Here is an 18557-nt window from a genome sequence, read left to right as displayed (position 1 = left end):
ACACGTCCATTGACAGGAAACCTGTCCGTCATCAGACTGCGACTGCGGACCAACAGGAATCCTGTTTGTTGAGAGTTTAGCGATCAACGCTGGGGAGTGGGCCATGACGACCGACTACGACACCGACCCCGGGCAGCTGTTCATCGGCGGCGACTGGCGCGAGGCCGCGGACGGCGCCCGTATGGAGGTCATCGACCCGTCCACCGGCCAGGTGATCACGACCGTCGCGGCGGCGGACGCCGGTGACGTCGACGCCGCCGTACGCGCGGCCAGGGACGCCTTCGACTCCGGACCCTGGCCCCGGATGAGCGGCCGGGAACGCGGTCGCGTGCTGCACCGCGTCGCGGAACTGATCCGCGAGCACGCCGAGGAGATCGCCGGCCTGGAGAGCCTGGACGTCGGCAAGCCGATCTCCCTGTGCAGCGCGGTCGACGTGACCAACGCGGCCAACGACTACGAGTACTACGCCTGTCTCGCCCAGAGCCAGGACGGCGCCACCCGCGACACGCCCCTCACCGCCTTCGCCTACACCCGCCGCGAACCGCTCGGCGTCGTCGCCGCCATCACGCCCTTCAACTTCCCGTTGATCCTGGCCGGTTCGAAGCTCGCCCCGGCTCTCGCGGCGGGCAACACCGTCGTGCACAAGCCCGCCGAGGAGACCCCGCTCAGCGCCCTCTTCATGGCCCGTCTCCTGAAGGAGGCCGGCATCCCCGACGGCGTGGTCAACGTCGTCACCGGCACGGGCCCGGTCGCGGGCGAGGCCCTGCTGCGCAACCCCGGCATCGACAAGATCGCCTTCACCGGCTCCACGGCGGTCGGCCGGCACGTGGCGAGTGTGGCGGGCGAAGGGCTCAAGACCGTCATGATGGAACTCGGCGGCAACGCGGCGCACCTCGTCTTCGAGGACGCCGACCTGGAGAAGGCGGTCGGCGCGATCATCAAGGCGTTCGTCTTCAACACCGGCCAGTTCTGCATGGCCGGCCCCCGGCTGCTGGTCGCCCGCCCGGTGCACGACACCCTGGTCGGCATCCTCGCCGAGGCGGTCGCGCAGGTGCCCGTCGGCGATCCGCGCGATCCGGGGACCGTCGTCGGGCCGATGGCGGGCCTGAAGCACCTGAAGAAGGTCGAGGAGTACGTCGAACTGGCCCGCAAGGAAGGTGCCGGGGTGGTCGTCGGCGGCGAGCGGCTGGACCTGAACGGCGGTTACTACTACCGGCCCACGGTGATCACCGGCCTCTCCAACGACTCCCGGGTCGTCCAGGAGGAGATCTTCGGCCCCGTCCTCACCGTCCAGCCCTTCGACTCCGAGGACGAGGCGGTGGAACTCGCCAACTCCACGCCGTACGGCCTCGCCTCGGGCATCCAGACCACCCACCTCGCCCGCGCCCACCGTGTCGCCGAGCGGCTGCAGGCCGGCATCGTCTGGATCAACGACTGGGCCATGCTCGACCCGGCGGTTCCCTTCGGTGGCGTCAAGGACTCCGGTTTCGGCCGCGAGTACGGCCCCGAGGCCCTCGCCGCGTACACCAAGGTCAAGTCCGTCGTCGTCTCGCTCGACTGAGCGCCTGCGCAGAGGAGTTCACCGTATGACCACCACCACGCGTGCCGCCGTAGTCGAATCCGGGGGAGCGCCCTTCACGCTCTGCGACGTCGAACTCGAGAGCCCGGGACCGGGTGAGGCCCTCGTCCGCATGGCCGCCACCGGCCTGTGCCACACCGATCTCGGCGTGGCGAGCGGCGCCCTGCCGTTCCCGCTGCCCGGCGTCCTCGGCCACGAGGGAGCCGGAGTCGTCGAGGCCGTGGGTCCGGACGTGACCGGCATCGAGCCCGGTGACCACGTCGTGCTGTCCTTCACGTCCTGCGGCGACTGCCGCAACTGCCGCGACGGACACCCCGCGTACTGCGCCACCTGGCTGCCGCTGAACCTCATCGGCGGCCGGCGCGCCGACGGCACCAGCACCATCAACCGCGACGGCACCCCGCTCGGCGGGCACTTCTTCGGCCAGTCCTCCTTCGCCGGACACGCGTTGGTGGACCGGCGCAGCCTGGTGAAGGTCGATCCCGAGGTGTCCCTCGCGTCCATCGCCCCGCTCGGCTGCGGTGTGCAGACCGGGGTCGGTGCCGTATGGAACGTCCTCGAACGCCGGGCCGGCAGCACGCTCGTCGTCCTCGGTGCCGGAGCCGTGGGCCTGTCGGCGGTGATGGCCGCCGCCCTCACCCCCGCCGCGCGGATCATCGCCGTCGACCGGTTCACCGAACGCCTCGCTCTCGCCGGAGAGTTGGGCGCCACGCACACCGTCAACGCGGCCGAAGCCGACCTCGGCGACGCACTCGCCCTGCTGACCGACGGGCAGGGAGCCGACGGTGTCATCGAGACCACGGGCAATGTCACCGTGCTGCGCCAGGGCGCCGACGCGCTCGCCGCCCGCGGCACCCTGGTGGTCGTCGGCGCCCCGCCCTTCGGCACCGAAGTCGCCCTGGACGTCAACGGGTTGCTGCCGGGGAAGCGGATCGTGGGTCTCACCCTGGGAGACAGCGAGACCCAGACCCTCATCCCCGCCCTCGTCCAGCTCGTCAAGGAGGGACGGCTGCCGCTGCACCGCCTGATCAGCACCTATCCGTTCGCGGACATCGATCAGGCGGCGCGGGACATGCGCGCGGGCAAGACGATCAAACCCGTGCTCACCTTCTGAACACGCTCGCAGGCCCGCCGGCGCACAGCCTGTGTCCCTGGCCGCCGACATCGGCCAGGGACACAGGTGTCTATGCAGTTGGCACTGCGCGCGGAGTCCTCAGCGCGCGGTCAGCTTCCACAGGTGGTCGGCGGTGCCGTTGTCGGACCACTGGAGGACCTGGGCGCCGGAGGCCGTGCTCATCCGGTCCACGCCCAGCAGGAGGCCGCTGTTGTAGTTGGCGATCTTGTAGTAGCCGTCTCGGGCCGGGATGACCTGCCAGAGGTGGTCGGCGGTGCCGTTGTCACCCCAGATCAGGGCGGTGCCGCCGTCGCTGGTGCTCATGTTCTGGATGCCGAGCGGCAGGCCGCTCTTCTGGTTGACGATCTTGTACAGGCCCGAACCCGCCGCCACCAGGCTCCAGTTCTGGTCGGTTCCGGTCGTGGAGGTGGCCTGGACGACCGAGGTGCCCTGGGCGGTGCCGCCGTTCAGGGTGTCCAGGGCGAGAGCGCTGTTCTTGTTGGTGATCTGGTAGCGCCCGGCCAGCGAGGTGGAGGTCCCGGTGGGGGTGATCACCAGGTGGTAGCCGTCGGAGGCGTTCATGGTCACCGGTACGGTGATCGAGCCACCGGAGACGGTGTAGTCGGCGTCGGAGATGGTGATCGGCCCGGGGGAGGCGGTCGTACGGCCGGTGTTGGGTGTGTACTCCAGCTTCACATGGACGGTGCCGCCGAAGGCCGACAGCGAGGACAGGCCGTTGACGGTCACCGCGCAGGAGCCGGTGCAGCCGCCCGCGATGACGCTGATCTGGTTGCCCGAGCCGTTGAGGGAGGCGATACCGTCGATCCCCGTCTGTGCCGGGGGCGTGGTGACCAGCATGGAGCCCGACATGTCGCCGTACCACTTGTACATCCAGTACGAGCCGTTCGGCGAGCCGCCGGTGTCGGTGAGGGTGTCGCCGAGGGTGCCGTAGTGGTTCCAGAAGGCGAGCTCGGCGTCGTGCACACCGGCCCGCTCGAACTTGGCCATGTAGCCGACGAGCGGTCCGGGCACGCCGACCTCGCTGGTGGTGCCGTACTCCTCGATGGCGATCGGGCGCGGGCTGATGCCGAGGCTCGACTCCAGCGAGCGGTACGCGGCCACGTGCGCGGCGATGCCGGAGCTGCCCTGCAGCTCGTGCCAGCTGATGATGTCGGGGACGGTGCCGTTCGCCTTGGCGTCGGTGAGGAACTGAGACATCCACGACTGGTTCCAGGCCGAGTGACTCGGGCCCTGGATCGGGGTGCTGCCGTCCTTCGCCCGCACCTCCTTGTACGTGCGCGTCCAACCGGCGTCGAAGGCACCCGCGGTGGTGGTGTCCCAGGTCCAGTCGGGTTCGTTCCACAGCTCGTAGGCGGCGATGTTGCCGGCGCCCGAGGACTGTACGGAGGCGACCTGCTTGTCGACCGCGGACAGCCAGTCGCTCCAGCTCACCCACTTGTACGGGAAATTGGGGTACCAGTCCGGCATCCGTACGACGACCTTGGCGCCGGCGCGGGCCGCCTTCGGTGCGACCACGAGCGCGTCACCGGCCGGCTTGGGCTCGCCGTTGGGGAGTTGGGAGCCGCCCGGAGCCATCTGCACGAAGGTGTTGGGCCTGAGCGGGGTGACCAGGCTGTCGGCGGGTGTGCTGTTGTCGGCGAGGCCGTAGAGGCTGCCGGTGGCGACGTGGGTGACCGGGCGGAGCGTCTGGCCCGCGTTCACCACCAGGGTGGTGGCGGAGGTGGGGGTCGCCCGGGCCGGGGCTCCGGTGGCGAGGGCGGCGGTGGCGGCCAGGGCACAGACGGCCAAGGCCGAGGTGAGGGGTCTTGTGCGGCTCATGGTGGAGGTTCTCCTCAACGGAGGGGATGGGGGAGGCGGCTCAGTCCTTGACCGCGCCCGCGGTGACGCCCGCGGCCACGTAGCGCTGTGCGAGGACCAGCAGGACTGCCGCGGGGACGGAGGCGACGACGGCGGTGGCCATGATCGCGTTCCACTCCTGGTTGTTGTTGCCGATGTACTTGTAGATGCCGAGGGTGATCGGCCTCAGATCGCCGCCGCCGTCGAGGGTGTTGGCGAAGACGAAGTCGGACCAGGCCCACAGGAAGCTGAAGAGCGAGACGGTGACGAGCGCGTTGCGGCTCACCGGCAGCACGATCGACCAGAAGGTGCGGAAGGTGCCCGCGCCGTCGATGCGCGAGGCGGCGATCAGTTCGCCGGGGATGCCCGACATGAACGCCGTGAAGATCATGACACCGAAGGGCACGGCGATGGTGGAGTCGGCGATGATCAGACCCCACCAGGAGTTCAGCAGCCCGAGGTCGAGGAAGATGCCGTAGAAGCCCATCGCCATGACGATGCCGGGGACCATCTGGGCGATCAGCAGGGTCAGGCCGAGCGCGCCGCCGCCGCGTGGGCGCAGTTTGGCCAGGGAGTAGCCGGCCGGTGCGGCCAGTACCAGCGTCAGCGCCACTGTGCCGAGGCCGATGAGCAGGCTGGTGCCGAGGTAGGGCAACTGGTCGTCCAGGACCGAGCGGTAGCCCTCGAAGGTCGGGTGCAGCGGGAACAGGTCGGGCGGGCTCTTGCGCATGTCCTGCTGCGGGGTGAGGGACACGTTGAGCATCCAGTACACCGGGAACAGCATCAGCCCGGTCAGCAGGAGGCCGATGAGGGTGTAGCGCCGGGACTTCACGCTTCCTGCCTCCTCTGGACGCGGATGTACAGCAGGCCGAAGACGAGGGCGATGAGGATGAGGAGGTTGCCGACGGCGGCGCCCGGGCCGAACTTGGGCAGCAGCGTGCCGAAGCCGAGCTGGTACGACCAGGTGGCCAGGGTGGAGGAGGAGTCGCCGGGACCGCCCTTGGTCATGATCCAGATCAGGTCGAACACCTTGAGGGTGTAGACGAGACCGAGCAGCAGGGTGATCGCCGACACCGGCCGCAGCAGCGGGAAGGTGATCCGGCGGAACACCTGCCAGGCGCTCGCCCCGTCCAGGGCCGCCGCCTCGTACAGCTCGGCGGGGATGTTCTGCAGCCCGCTGTAGAGGATGACCAGGTTGAACGGGATGCCGATCCAGATGTTGGCGATGATCACCGAGGGCAGCGCCCAGTCCGGCGAGGTGAGCCAGCCCACCGGATCGACCCCGAAGAAGTGCAGGAAGTAGTTCACCACGCCGGACTCGCTGTTGAACATCCACGACCAGGTGGACGCCGACACGATCAGCGGCAGCAGCCACGGGATGAGGAACAGGGCCCGCAGCACCGCCGAGAGCCGGAAGTGCCGGTTGAAGAAGACCGCGAGGGCGAGGCCGATGACGTACTGGAAGGCGATGGACACGAAGGTGAAGACCATCGTGTGACGCAGCGCCGGGGCGAACGTCGGGTCGTCCAGGACCTTCTGGAAGTTGTCCCAGCCGGAGAAGGGCGCGTCGCCGGCCACGAAGGAGCGGACGGTGTAGTCGCGCAGGCTCAGGTCGAGGTTGCGGTAGAGGGGATAGAGGTAGAAGGCGGCGAGGTAGGCGATCAGCGGGGCGACGAAGGCGAGCGCGGTGAGCCTGCTCCGGCGCCGCAGCCTGCGCTGCGCCGCCGGCCGGCCGGCCCCGCTCACCTCCGCCACCGCCGGTGTCCGCCGGCGCGGCCGGTCGACACGGGCGAGGGTCATGGGCCGGCCTCAGCTCTTCCCCGCGCTCGCCTGGGCGGTGTCCAGGGCCGCCTGCGGGCTCTTGCCGCCGGAGAGCGCCGACTGGACGGCGGTCCACATCGGCTGGGAGATCGTCGGGTACTTGGTGCCCAGCCCGCCGCTGGTACGGCCACGCGCCGCGGCCACCGCGTCCACCCACGGCTTCAGCTTCGGGTTCTGCTTCACCTGCGCGGCCTGCACCGACGCCGTCGGCGCCACGTACATCAGCGTGGTGTCCGTCGGCAGCAGACTGGCGTCACTGGTCAGACACCCGACGATCTTCTTGGTGACGTCGTAGCGCGCGGTGTCCTTCTGCACCGGGACGGTGACGAACTCGCCGCCGGTCGGCACGGGCGCCGAACCGCCGTTCTGCGCCGGGATGTTGAGGATCCCGTAGTCGAAGCCGGCCTTGTCCGCGTTGCCCAGCTGCCAGGTGCCGTTCTCGCCGAACGCGTAGGTGCCGGTGGCGAACTCCTGCCAGCTGGTGGTCTGGGTGTTCTGCAGGACGTCCTTGGGCGCGTACCCCGCGTCCACCCACTGCTTCCACAGCGACAGCGCGGCCACCCCCTGCGCCGAGTTCAGCTTGGTGAGGTCGCCGCCCGCGCCCCAGAACCAGGGCAGGAACTGGAAGCTGCCCTCCTCGGTGTTGATCGCGGAGAAGGTGATGCCCTTCTTCCCGGCAGCCTTGACCTTCTTCAGCGCGGCTGTGAGGGAGCTCCAGTCCTTGATCGAGGCCGGGTCGACGCCCGCGGCGGACAGGACCTTCTTGTTGTAGTAGAGGGCGAGCGTGTTGGCGCCGATGGGCACGCCGTACGCGGAGCCGTCGATGGTGCCGGCGCCGATGATGTTCTTCTGGATCGATGTCGTGTCCAGGCCGAGGTCGCTGGTCTTGTTGAGGATCCCCGCCTCCACCAGCGTCGAGACGACCGGGTTGTCGACCAGCATCACATCCGGCGCGTTGCCCTGCTGGGCGGCCAGCAGCGCCTTGTTTCCGAGGTCGGTGGTGTCGTACGCGGTGCGCTTGACCTTCACCCCGGCCTTCGTCCCGCAGTCGGCGACGAGCCTGCCCCACGGGGAGGCGGCGTCGAACTGCGGATACGGGTCCCAGAAGGTGTACGTCCCCGAGGACGCGCTGCCGGCGCCCGAGGAGCCGGAGCCGCCACCGCAGGCGGTCAGGGAGGCGAGCGCGCCGACGGCGGTGAGCGCGGCGAGGAATGTGCGGCGGGTGGGTATCACGGGGCTGACCTCGATGTTCGTAGGGCGAGGGAGTCAGGAGGTGGGCAGCCAGACGCGCATGCTGCCGTCTTCGCGGTTGGCCCAGGCGTAGTAGGGGATGGCGGTCAACTCGAGCGGCTCGTCCTCGGGCGAACCCTGTGCCGGGTCTGCGGGTGACGAGCCCTGCGGGTGGTACGGGGTGTACGGCCACCAGCCCGCGTCGGGGATCCGGCGCCGACGGCCCGCGGCCACGACCGTGGTGACGCCGTCGAGCAGGTCCGGGCGGTGCTTCACGGCGAGGGGGCGCGTGGGGTCGACGACGACGTCGTCCAGGCCGCCACCGGGGTGGTCGGCCTGCTCCAGGCAGTACACGAGCGGGCCGCGTTCGATGGCCACGCAGCCGCGTACGGAGTCCACCCGGGGGTCGGCCGCGGTGAGGCGGGGCTCCAGCGCGAGCTCCAGGACCACGCGGTCCCCGGCGGCCCAGGTCCGCTCCAGCCGCAGCCAGCCATCGGTCACCGGACCGTCGTACGCCTCCTCGCCGCACCGCACGCGCACATCACGGCACCACTGCGGGACGCGCAGGGACAGCGTCCAGGGGCGGTCGTCCGGCGTCTCCTCGACGGTGAGGGCGATGGTGCCGTTCCAGGGGTACTCGGTCGCGCAGCGGACGGTGATGCCGTCACCGGAGTAGCGGCCGGTGACGTACTGGTGGATCTGGAGACCGTTGTCGTCGGTGCTGGCCAGGTAGTGCTCCAGGGAGGCCAGCAGGCGCATCACGTTGGGCGGGCAGCACGCGCAGCGGAACCAGCGGGTGCGGCGGGCCGACTGGTCGCCACCGGGGTCGGTGTGGCCGTCGCGGACCTGGAGCGGGTTGACGTACAGCCAGCGCTCGCCGTCCAGCGACACTCCGGCCAGGAAGCCGTTGTACAGGGTGCGTTCGATCAGGTCGCTGTAGCGGGCCTCGCCGGTGAGCAGGGCCATGCGCCAGCTCCACTGGACGGAGGCGATGGCGGCGCAGGTCTCGCAGTAGGCGCGCTCGTTGGGCAGTTCGTACGGGTCGCCGAAGTCCTCCTTGTCGTGGTGGGCGCCGAGCCCGCCGGTGAGGTGGGTCTTGGTGGCGGCCATGGCCTGCCACAACCGCTCGGCCACGGCACGCAGTTCGCCGTCCCCGGTCTCGGTGGCGAGGTCCGCGGCGGCGGCCAGCAGATACAACTGGCGTACGGCGTGCCCCTCGACGTTCGTCGCCTCCCGGAGCGGGACGCGGTCCTGGCAGTACGCCTCACCCCCGAGCAGGCCGTGGCCGTGGCGGTCCACGAAGTAGGCGGCCAGATCGAGGTAGCGGCGTTCGCCGGTCTCCCGGTAGAGCTCGGCCAGAGCGGTCTCGATCTCGGGGTGGCCGTCGATGCCGTCGAGCGGCTTGCCGCTGCCGGGCGGGCCGAACACGGAGTCGATGTGCTCGGCGAACCGTACGGCGACGTCCAGGAGTTCGGTGCGGCCGGTCGCACGGTGGTGGGCTACGGCGGCCTGGATGAGGTGCCCCGCACAGTACAGCTCGTGCCCCCAGCGCAGGTCCTGGTAGCGCTCGCCGCCCTTGACCAGTTGGAACCACGTGTTGAGGTATCCGTCAGGCTGCTGGGCGGCGGCGACGAGTGCGGCGATGCGGTCGACGTTTGCCTCCAGGTCCTCGTCGGCCTCCTGCGCGAGCTGCCAGGCCGCGGCCTCCAGCCACTTGTAGACGTCCGTGTCGACGAAGGGGAACGCTCCCTGGAACTCGCCCTCGGCGGTGCCCGCCGCGAGCCGCAGGTTGTGCAGGTTGCCCGCGGACTCCAGCAGCTCGGGGCCCTGCGGGATGGAGGTGCGGGCGTTGACCTCGCGCCGGGCGTGCCAGAAGCCCGCGTCGATGCCGACGGCGGCGGGACGCAGCGCGGCACGAGCGGCCGGACCGGGTCGGACCGGACCTGCGGCACCGGCGGGGGAGGATGGGACGGAGCGTGTGCGGGGCATGGTTCTCCGAGGGGAAGCGGGGGGTCCGGACCGGGAAAGCTGAGCAACCGTTTTCCTGAGCGAGAAGTAGAGGGCAGCGGCACCCTCCGGTCAAGAGGTGTCGCACGAGTTTTTCCGATGTGCTCAGGGACTGGCACGGGCCTGCCGTGCCTGCCACGATGGACGGTGTCCCCGTTGTCTAGGAAAAGGTTTGCTCGTGACCGCTCCCGCTGGTGCTCCAGGCTCTCCTCCCACCGGCCGGGCCAGGCTCGCCGACGTCGCCGCGCTCGCCGGCGTCAGCGTGGGCACGGCCTCCAAGGCGCTCAGCGGCGCCGGCCGGATGCGTCCGGAGACCCGGCAGCGCGTGCTGGACGCGGTGGAAGCTCTCGGTTTCCGCCCCAACCAGCACGCCCAGAGCCTGCACACCGGCCGCAGCTGGACCGTCGGCCTGATGACCACCGACGGCATCGGCCGCTTCAGCACGCCCGTCCTCCTCGGGGCCGAGGACGCCCTCGGCGCGGGCAAGATCTCGGTCCTGCTGTGCGACACGCGCGGCGACGCCATCCGCGAACAGCATCACCTGCGCAACCTCATGGACCGGCGGGTCGACGGCATCATCGTCACCGGCCGCCGCACGGACCCGCGCCCGCCGCTGACCGGCATCAACGGCCTGGAGTCGATTCCGGTGGTCTACGCGCTCTCGCCGTCCACGGACCCCGGTGACATGTCCGTCGTCACGGACGACAAGGGCGGCTCCGATCTGGCCATGGAGCACCTGCTGTCCACCGGACGCACCCGCATCGCCCACGTCACCGGCCCCGAGCACCACGCGGCCGCCCGCGACCGGGCCCGCCACGCCGTGGAGCACCTGAGGGAGGCGGGCCTGGGGCTGTCCACCGAACGTGTCCACTTCGGCGAGTGGAGCGAGGCCTGGGGCCGCCGCGCGGCGGATGCCGTCCTGCGCACGGCCCCCGACACGGACGCCTTCTTCTGCGGCAACGACCAGATAGCCCGCGGTGTCACCGACGCGCTGCGCGAGCGAGGCGTCGGTGTCCCCGGGGACATCGCGGTCGTCGGCTACGACAACTGGGACACCATGGCCCTGGCCAGCCGCCCCCCGCTCACCACGATCGACATGAACCTCACGGAGATCGGGCGGATCGCGGCCCTACGACTGCTCGAGGCGATCGACGCGGGGGAGGCGACGCCGGGGGTGCGGACGGTTCCGTGCCGACTGGTGGTGCGGGAGTCGACGTGATGAGGACGTCCCCGAGGCGGCAACCTTCGGCCCGCCGGCGGCCACTCACCCGCGCAGGGGCGCTGCCCGAAGCCGCCGGGCGTGGTGCAGGGCAGTGCCGTCGTCGACCGGAGGGAGCCCTACCGGTTCCCTCGCCGATGGAGTCGCCATGCATCGCAGAAGAAACCCCGTCAACGTGCGCGCGCTGACCGGAGCCGGGATCGCCCTGCTCGTCGCGGGCGGAGGTACCGAGCTCGCGGTGACGGCGGTGCCCGGTGTCGCGGCCGCCGCCGTCGCGACCGTTCCCGCGTGGGTCGAGTCACCGGCGACGAGCTTGACGGCGACGGGCGTGGTGCGGCTGCCCCGGCACGCGTCCAGCGCGGACTGGATGCGTGCGGTGTCGGGCGGTGTGGCCTCGGCGGTGCTGTCGGCCTACCGGTTGGCCATCTGCAGTCGCGCGCTCACCGTCGCACACGTGGTGCTCGGCACGCTCGGCTCGCTCACGCTGCGTGCGGATCAAGACCCCCGCCACCGCACGCAACACGGACGGTATCGACCCGGCCGGCGCGACCGACGTCACCATCGCCGACTCCTCCATCCAGGACGGTGACGACGGCATCGCCATCAAGGGCGGTTCGAAGGCGAGCAGCAACATCACCGTCAGGAACAGCCACTTCTACGGCACGCACGGCATCTCGATCGGCTCGGAGACCTCCAGCGGGGTCACCAAGTCCTCGTCGAGAACGACACCCTGACCGGCACCGACAGCTTCGGCAACACCAGCTCCAGCAGCAACGGGCTGCGGATCAAGTCCTCGCCCGCCCACGGCGGCAAGGTCTCGCAGGTGACGTACACCGACACATGCCTGACCAAGGTGAGGTATCCGCTGGTCTTCGACACCCACTACGCGGGCGGCACCGGCTCGTACACGCCGTACTTCACCGGCATCACGGTCAACGGGCTGAAGTCGACCAGCCCCTCTCCGGCGCCAAGTCCACCTTCGTCGGACTCAACTCGGGCTATCCGCTGGGCCTGACACTGGAGAACGTGAGCCTGGACGCCACCGCGTACACCGCGTCGTACGCGCAGACCACCAGCTCGGTCAGCGGCAGCGGTTCCGTGCCGAGCTGCTCCTTCCCCGGCTGTCCCGCGCTGTGACCCGATGACACGGGGTGGTCGTCGTCACCGCTCGACTCCGGCGATGACCACCTTCCTCAGTGCCGGGGCGCTGACGAACGCCGACATCGCCACGAACGTGAGGCTCGGTGGCGCCGTCACGCTCGCCTACGCGCTCTGGAAGGGCAGCAAGCCCGGCCTGTTCACCTTCAACGTCAACGTCAACGTCAACGGCACCGGCGGACAGGCGGACTTCGCCTGGTTACGCCACGCCCATGACGGCTCCGACGGCGGCGCACCGCGCAACCCCGGTCCGGTCACCGCGCCGGTGAACGCCAGCCCGAACCCCTACGGCCTGACCAGTGAGTTGACCGTCGCCTTCACCCTGACCGCCGACCGGCTCACCGAGGCGGTGCCGCTCGGCAAGCCGCCCGCCACCGCGGACGGCCACGCGGGCGGCTGGGCCGTCGCCCTGCACGCCGAGGGGAGCCTGGACGAACGGCACCCGGGCCGGCCACGCTCCGCACGTCGCGGCGAGCACGCCCGTGAACAACACGACCACCGACATCCGCAGCTGGAAGCGAGCCCTGACCGCCGCCGAGGGCCTGCTGTGAACGTGCCGAACCGCTCACGGCCTTGACTGGAATACGCCCGTACGGTGATCGGTTGCACCGGGACATGCAACGTGATCAGGAACCGCCCGCCGGTATCCACCCTCTGCTGGCGGGACGGTTCAGCCCCTACCGGTTCGACCCGTCGGCCACCGTCGACGACCACTCGCTGGGCCTGCTGCTCGAAGCGGCACGATGGGCGCCCTCCGCCGGCAACTCCCAGCCATGGGGCTTCTTCACGAGCCGGCCCGGTGAGCCGGAGCACGAGCGGGTGGTGCGCCATCTCGCGCCCAGCTCGGCCCGGTGGGCGACGGACGCGGGCCTGCTCGTGGTCACGCTGACGCGCCGGCACGTCGACGACACACCGCTGCTCTACTCCGAGTTCGCGGACTACGACCTCGGCCAGGCCATCGCCCATATGACCGTCCAGGCGCAGGCGATGGGTCTGGCCGCCCACCAGTTCCGCGCCTTCGATCTGGAAGGCCTCACCAAGGAACTGAGCCCGAACCCGGGTTGGGTGATCGTCTCCATGGTCGCGCTGGGAAAGGCGGCCGAGGAGCCGACGGAGAGCCGTGACCGGCGCAGCATCGCGGATCTGCTGTCCGCTCCCTGGGCGTCACATCCGTAACGGTTCCTGGATGTTGGGAAAGCGGTTACCGGGGCGTAGCGAATGGACGCCCGTCCCCTCTAGGCTCTGCGCGACCACGGCGTACTGCGGGAGAGGGTTTGGCATGGGCATGATTTGTCGAAGAGTACGGGCCGTATTGTTGGCCGTCCCGGCGCTGCTGCTCGCCCTGACAACGATGCCGTCCGCCCACGCCGCGGACCTCGCCGGGACGTCGCTGGCCGAGGTCTCCGGCACCGGCATCCACAACACGTACAACGACAAGTCGACGTACACCTACCTGGCCAACGCCCTGGACACCGGCACCTCCCTGGTGGAACTGGACACCTGGGCCAACGTGTTCACCGGCAAGTGGAACGTGAGCCACAGCAACCCGCTCGGCAGCGACAACAACTGTGTCCAGGCGAGCACGGCCGCCGACCTCTACACCGGCGACCGCAACCAGAACCTGGACAGCTGCCTCGACGACATCCGGATCTGGCTGCAGGCCCACCCCGCCAGCCATCCGATCATGGTCAAGATCGAGATGAAGAACGGGTTCGACAACACCCTGGGCATGAACCCGACCTCGTTCGACGCGTACGTCAAGACCCACCTCGGCAGCGCCCTCTACACCCCCGCCGACCTGCTGACCAAGAGCGACGGCACCCGCTACCCGGACCTCGACACCGCCGCCCGCGCGAACAACTGGGCCGGATCCACGGCCCTGAGCGGCAAGGCGATCGTGGAGGTCATCCCGGGCACCTTCGAGCAGGCCGTCGACCCCGCCTCCACCTGGGTGGACGTCGTCTACGCCCAGCACCTCAAGGACCTGAACGCCGCCGGGGCCATCGACCGGGCCGCCGTCTTCCCCAGCGTGCTCGGCGCGCAGGCGGTGGACCCGCGCACCCGCTACAGCGACACCACCCTGCGCCCCTGGTTCGTGGTGTTCGACGCGGACGCGGCCGCCTGGGTCGGCGACGGCGACACCCAGTGGTACGACACCAACCACTACCTCACCGTCGTCACCGACGCCTACGACGTGTCACCCGCCCTCAGTTCCTCCGATCCGTCCCTGGCCGACGCCCAGGCCCGCGTCGCCGAACTCGCCGCCGACGGCGCCTCCTACATCTCCACCGACTGGATCACCGCCCCGGCGAACGGAGTTCTCGGCGAGGTGCTGAGCCGTGGCTGAAGTCCTGCGCTCCCGCCCCCTGCTGCGGGTGCTGGCGGCCGGCGCGATGGCACTGGCCTTCGCCCTGCCCGGCCAACTCGCCCCGGCGGCACGGGCCGCGGCCGTGTCCGATCCCGTGCCGCTGGTCAACCCCTACATCGGCACCGGCTCCAACAGCGACTTCAGCGCCGGGAACACGTTCCCCGGCGCCGATGTCCCGCACGGCATGCTCCAGTGGTCCCCGGACACCACCTCCCGGCCCAAGGGCGGTGGGTACAACTACGCCGACTCGGCCGTCTCCGGCTTCAGCCTCACCCACGTCTCCGGCGTCGGCTGCGACGCCGCCGGGGACCTGCCCATCCTGCCCGTGGTCGGCGCGATCGGCTCCGACCCCGGCTCCACGACGGTGTCGTACTCCCACGCGAACGAGACGGCGTCCCCCGGCTCCTACTCCGTCACCCTCGGCAACAGCACGAGCGTGGCGCTCACCACCGCCACACACGCGGGGATCGGCCAGTTCACCTTCCCCGCCACCACCCGGGCCGACCTGCTGCTGAAACTGAACGGCACACAGACCCCCTACACCTCCTCGACGCTGAACGTGACCGGCGGCGACACGGTGACCGGCTCGGTGACCAGCACCGGCTTCTGCGAGGCCAGCAACCCCTTCACCCTCTACTTCGCCCTCACCTTCGACCGCCCCTTCACCGCCAGCGGCGGCTACAGCGGCGGCGAGTACCTGACCTTCGACACCACGAGCAGGCGAACAGTCGAGGCCCGCGTCGGCATCTCCTACACGTCCGTGGCCGAGGCGGCCGCCAACCGGGACGCGGAGGTCACCGGCAAGAGCTTCGCCGACGTGAAGTCCGCCGCGACGACGGCATGGCGGAACGCGTTGTCGAAGATCATGGTCAGCGGCGGCACCAGCGACCAGCAGCGCGTCTTCTACACCGCCCTCTACCACGCCTCGCTCTTCCCCAGCGTGGTCAGCGACGCCGACGGCTCCTATCGCGGCTACGACGGCGCCGTGCACACCGTGACCGGCGGCCACAGTGCCCAGTACACCGACTTCTCCAACTGGGACACCTACCGTTCCCAGGCACAGCTCACGGCGCTGCTCGACCCGACGGCCGCCTCCGACATGGCGCAGTCGATCGTCAACGACTACCAGCAGGGCGGCACCCTCACCAAGTGGGGCATGGCCACCGGCGAGACGCACATCATGGTCGGCGACCCGGCCGTGCCCGTGCTGGCCGACTACTACGCCTTCGGCGCACGGAACTTCGACACCTCCACGGCCCTCGCCGCCATGATCAGGGAGCAGACCACCGACACCGACGTCACACCCGGGGTGACCTACCTGGACTCCTTCGGCTACCTGCCCACCAACTCCCTGTACGGCTGCTGCCACGAGTACGCCACCACCTCCACCCAACTCGAGTACGACACCGACGACTTCGCCCTGTCGCAGTTCGCGGGCGCACTCGGCGACAGCGCGAACCGGAAGAAGTTCCAGAACCGGGCGCAGGACTGGGAGAACATCTTCAACACGTCCTCCGGCTACATCCAGCCGCGGCACTCCAACGGCCGCTGGATGGACGGCTTCAACGCCAAGCTGATCACCGGCACCTCGGCCAACGACTTCGCCGAGGGCGACGCCTTCACCTACACGCCGATGATCCCGTTCAACATCGCCGAACTGGCGTCCCTGGAGGGCGGCACCTCGTCCCTGGCGTCGTACCTGGACAGCGTGCTCAGCGGCTACCAGGGCCTGGGCAGTGTCATCGGCACCCAGTCCAACATGGGCAACGAGCCCAGCATCGGCCTGCCGTGGGAGTACGACTGGGTCGGTCAGCCCTACAAGACGCAGTCCACGGTGCGTGCCGTCCAGGACCAGCTGTGGACGAACGCCGCCGGGGGCGAACCCGGCAACGACGACCTGGGCGAGATGAGCGCCTGGTACGTCTGGTCCGCGCTCGGCCTCTACCCGGAGACACCGGGCACCGCCGACCTGGCCCTCGGCAGCCCCCTGTTCACCTCGGCCGTCGTCACCGCGGGCGGGCACACCCTGACCGTCAACGCCCCCGCGGCGGCTGACGGTTCACCGTACGTCCAGGCCCTGACCCTCAACGGCAGCGCCTGGAACAAGGCCTACGTGCCGGCCTCCTTCCTCGCGTCTTCCGCCGAACTGGACTTCACCCTCGCCTCGACCGCCGACACGCAGTGGGCGGCGGACGCCTCGGCCGCACCGCCGTCCTACGACGGCACCCCGGGCACGGGAGTGGCGCAGCCCAGCGGCCCGATCACCGAGACCGCGGCCGGCAGGTGCGTCGACGACGCCGGCGCCGGTACCTCCAACGGCACGGCCGTCCAGGTCTACACCTGCAACGGCACGGACGCGCAGACCTGGAAGGTCGTCCCCGACGGCACCCTGCAGGTGCTGAACGACTGCATGGACGTCACCGACGGCGCGACCACCTCCGGCACGAAGATCCAACTCCACACCTGCAACGGCACCGAGGCCCAGCAGTGGCGGCCCGACGGCACGGGGGAACTCGTCAACCCGGTCTCAGGGCTCTGCCTCAGCGATGCCGGCAACGGCGCGACGAACAAGACCCAGCTGACCCTGGCCACCTGCACGGGCAGTGTCGGGCAGCGCTGGACCCTGCCCTCGTAAAGGGGGGGGCGGGTCAGGTCTGCCGGGAGTGCATGGGGCTGTTGGAGACCTCGTCGGGGCATTTCCGGCAGCGCCTGCGGATGCGCCGGTCGCGCTGCCAGTCGAACGCCGCGAGCGCCAGGGACGCCGTCAGGGCGACGAGGGCGGCGCTCAGGGCGGTGACGAGAGCGCGTGGGTAGTCGTTGGTCCTGCCGAGCGTGAGGTAGAAGAGTCCGGGCAGCGTGGCGGTGCCCAGCGCGGCGCCCAGTCGCTGTCCGGTCTGCAGGGCGCCACCGGCGGCGCCGGCCATGCGGACGGGGACGTCGCGCAGGGTCATGGTGATGTTGGGGGAGACCACGAAGCCGCTGCCGGTGCCGCCGAGGAACAGCAGGGGGGCGGCGACCCAGGGCGCGGTGCCCAGGGGCGCGTAGCGGAGCAGCAGTGCCGTGCCGCCCAGGCCGGCGATCACGCTGACGAGGCCGCAGACGGTGAGTGTGCGGCCGAAGCGTTCCACGAGCCGGCCGGCGATCACGGCGGCGCTCGCCGAACCCAGGGCGAAGGGGGTGACGGCCAGGCCGGAGCGGAGCGGGGAGTAGCCCAGGCCGTGCTGGTAGAAGAGGGCGAAGACCAGCCAGACGCCACTGAACCCGATGAAGTACAGGGTGCCGACGCCGGCGCCGATGGCGTAGCCGCGCACGGTGGTGAACAGACGGGGGTCGAGCAGTGGCTGCGCGCCCCGCACGACGAGACGGTGCTGCCGGCGGGTGAAGACGGCGAGGAGCACGGCGCCGGCGGGGAAGAGCCACCACACATGGCCGATGCCGCCGGAGTCCGCCTGGACCAGCGGATACATGAGCGCCAGGACGCCGAGGCCCAGGAGCAGGACGCCGAGCGTGTCCACATGGCCGCGGGCGTGGCCGGAGCGGCGGATGCGGGGCAGCAGACGGCGGCCCAGGAGGACGGCGACGACGCCGATGGGGACGTTGACGTAGAAGATCCAGCGCCAGCCCTGGGCGCCGGAGGCCAGGGCGAGGATGGCGCCGCCGGTGAGGGGGCCGACGGCGGAGGAGATGCCGACGGTGGCGCCGAAGAAACCGAAGGCGCGACCGCGTTCGGCGCCGCGGAACAGCTGCTGGATGAGCGCGGAGTTCTGCGGGGCCATGAACCCCGCCGCCAGTCCCTGGGCGAGCCGGGCCACGACCAGCAGGGTGATGTCGGGGGCCGCTCCGCAGGCCGCGCTGAAGACGACGAAGCCACTGAGCGCGAGCAGGAAGATACGGCGCCGGTCCAGCGCGTCGCCGAGCCGGCCGGCGGTGACGAGGGCGAGGGCGAAGGCGAGGGCGTAGCCGGAGACCACCCACTGCACCTGGGCGGCGGAGGCGTGCAGGTCACGCTGGATGGTGGGCAGGGCGACCGCCACGATCGTCACGTCCAGCAGGCTCATGAAGCCGGCCACCAGGGTGACCCACAGGGCCCGCCACCGCTGCGGGTCCGGCTCGTATCCGGCCTCCTGGGGGCCCTGGAGGTCCCGGACGTCCTGAGGGTCCTGGTCGCGGCCGCCCGCCGCCGGCGTGGACGCAGTCACATGCG

15 protein-coding genes are annotated in these 18557 nt (G+C 70.4%); 9 read left to right on the top strand and 6 right to left on the bottom strand.

Translation table 11 applies throughout. The annotated features are described in order from the left end of the window. Window positions 1–103: 103 nt before the first annotated feature. Together ACH47Z_RS33465 and ACH47Z_RS33460 are read left to right on the top strand one after the other, a co-directional pair. A complete protein-coding gene (locus tag ACH47Z_RS33465) occupies window positions 104–1561 on the top strand; it encodes an aldehyde dehydrogenase family protein (protein ID WP_399080484.1) in 1458 nt (485 codons plus the stop codon). A 25-nt stretch (window positions 1562–1586) separates the two neighbouring features. Continuing rightward, window positions 1587–2693, top strand: a complete 1107-nt coding sequence (locus ACH47Z_RS33460; RefSeq protein WP_399080482.1) for an NAD(P)-dependent alcohol dehydrogenase — start codon at window positions 1587–1589, stop codon at window positions 2691–2693. 99 nt (window positions 2694–2792) lie between these two features. Here the strand turns inward: ACH47Z_RS33460 and ACH47Z_RS33455 are convergent, their stop codons facing one another. The 5 genes from ACH47Z_RS33455 to ACH47Z_RS33435 are packed head-to-tail and all read right to left on the bottom strand — an operon-like array spanning window position 2793 to window position 9590. Next, window positions 2793–4532 (bottom strand): RICIN domain-containing protein, encoded by a 1740-nt coding sequence (locus ACH47Z_RS33455; protein WP_399080480.1) that lies wholly within the window; start codon window positions 4530–4532, stop codon window positions 2793–2795. A 40-nt stretch (window positions 4533–4572) separates the two neighbouring features. Continuing rightward, window positions 4573–5334: a carbohydrate ABC transporter permease gene (locus ACH47Z_RS33450; RefSeq protein WP_399080632.1), complete on the bottom strand. Its 762-nt coding sequence runs from the start codon at window positions 5332–5334 to the stop codon at window positions 4573–4575. A 44-nt stretch (window positions 5335–5378) separates the two neighbouring features. Beyond that, complete coding sequence (locus ACH47Z_RS33445; protein ID WP_399080479.1) at window positions 5379–6350, bottom strand: carbohydrate ABC transporter permease; 972 nt, start codon at window positions 6348–6350, stop codon at window positions 5379–5381. A gap of 9 nt (window positions 6351–6359) precedes the next feature. Continuing rightward, on the bottom strand, window positions 6360–7604 hold the full coding sequence (locus ACH47Z_RS33440; RefSeq protein WP_399080477.1) for an extracellular solute-binding protein: 1245 nt from the start codon (window positions 7602–7604) through the stop codon (window positions 6360–6362). Window positions 7605–7637: 33 nt separating this feature from the next. Further along, window positions 7638–9590: a glycoside hydrolase family 127 protein gene (locus tag ACH47Z_RS33435; RefSeq protein WP_399080475.1), complete on the bottom strand. Its 1953-nt coding sequence runs from the start codon at window positions 9588–9590 to the stop codon at window positions 7638–7640. A gap of 196 nt (window positions 9591–9786) precedes the next feature. On the opposite strand from ACH47Z_RS33435, the gene ACH47Z_RS33430 reads away from it, so the two are divergent. The 7 genes from ACH47Z_RS33430 (at window position 9787) to ACH47Z_RS33400 (ending at window position 16988) form a co-directional block, all read left to right on the top strand. Further along, window positions 9787–10827 carry a LacI family DNA-binding transcriptional regulator gene (locus ACH47Z_RS33430; RefSeq protein WP_399080473.1) on the top strand — a complete coding sequence of 347 codons (1041 nt, stop codon included), beginning with the start codon at window positions 9787–9789 and terminating at the stop codon, window positions 10825–10827. Window positions 10828–11315: 488 nt separating this feature from the next. Continuing rightward, window positions 11316–11561 carry a glycosyl hydrolase family 28 protein gene (locus tag ACH47Z_RS33425; protein WP_399080471.1) on the top strand — a complete coding sequence of 82 codons (246 nt, stop codon included), beginning with the start codon at window positions 11316–11318 and terminating at the stop codon, window positions 11559–11561. Continuing rightward, on the top strand, window positions 11558–11842 hold the full coding sequence (locus ACH47Z_RS33420; protein WP_399080630.1) for a glycosyl hydrolase family 28 protein: 285 nt from the start codon (window positions 11558–11560) through the stop codon (window positions 11840–11842). Before ACH47Z_RS33425 ends, ACH47Z_RS33420 begins: the two co-directional genes overlap by 4 nt. Window positions 11843–12007: 165 nt before the next feature. Further along, window positions 12008–12562, top strand: a complete 555-nt coding sequence (locus ACH47Z_RS33415) for a hypothetical protein (protein ID WP_399080469.1) — start codon at window positions 12008–12010, stop codon at window positions 12560–12562. A 38-nt stretch (window positions 12563–12600) separates the two neighbouring features. Further along, entirely contained in the window at window positions 12601–13161 is a 561-nt protein-coding gene (locus tag ACH47Z_RS33410; protein ID WP_399080467.1) for a nitroreductase family protein, read from the top strand. Between the two features lie 139 nt (window positions 13162–13300). Further along, on the top strand, window positions 13301–14332 hold the full coding sequence (locus ACH47Z_RS33405; RefSeq protein ID WP_399080464.1) for a hypothetical protein: 1032 nt from the start codon (window positions 13301–13303) through the stop codon (window positions 14330–14332). After that, window positions 14325–16988, top strand: a complete 2664-nt coding sequence (locus ACH47Z_RS33400; protein WP_399080462.1) for a lectin — start codon at window positions 14325–14327, stop codon at window positions 16986–16988. The genes ACH47Z_RS33405 and ACH47Z_RS33400 overlap by 8 nt, the downstream gene beginning before the upstream one ends. A 13-nt stretch (window positions 16989–17001) precedes the next feature. On the opposite strand, the gene ACH47Z_RS33395 is transcribed toward ACH47Z_RS33400, so the two are convergent. Continuing rightward, entirely contained in the window at window positions 17002–18552 is a 1551-nt protein-coding gene (locus tag ACH47Z_RS33395) for an MFS transporter (RefSeq protein WP_399080460.1), read from the bottom strand. Window positions 18553–18557: the final 5 nt, after the last annotated feature.

The organism is Streptomyces sp. NPDC020192 (genome assembly GCF_044388685.1).
Lineage (GTDB): Bacteria > Actinomycetota > Actinomycetes > Streptomycetales > Streptomycetaceae > Streptomyces.
Note: the sequence above shows the minus strand (reverse complement) of the source record. Positions and strands in the feature narration are given on the sequence as shown.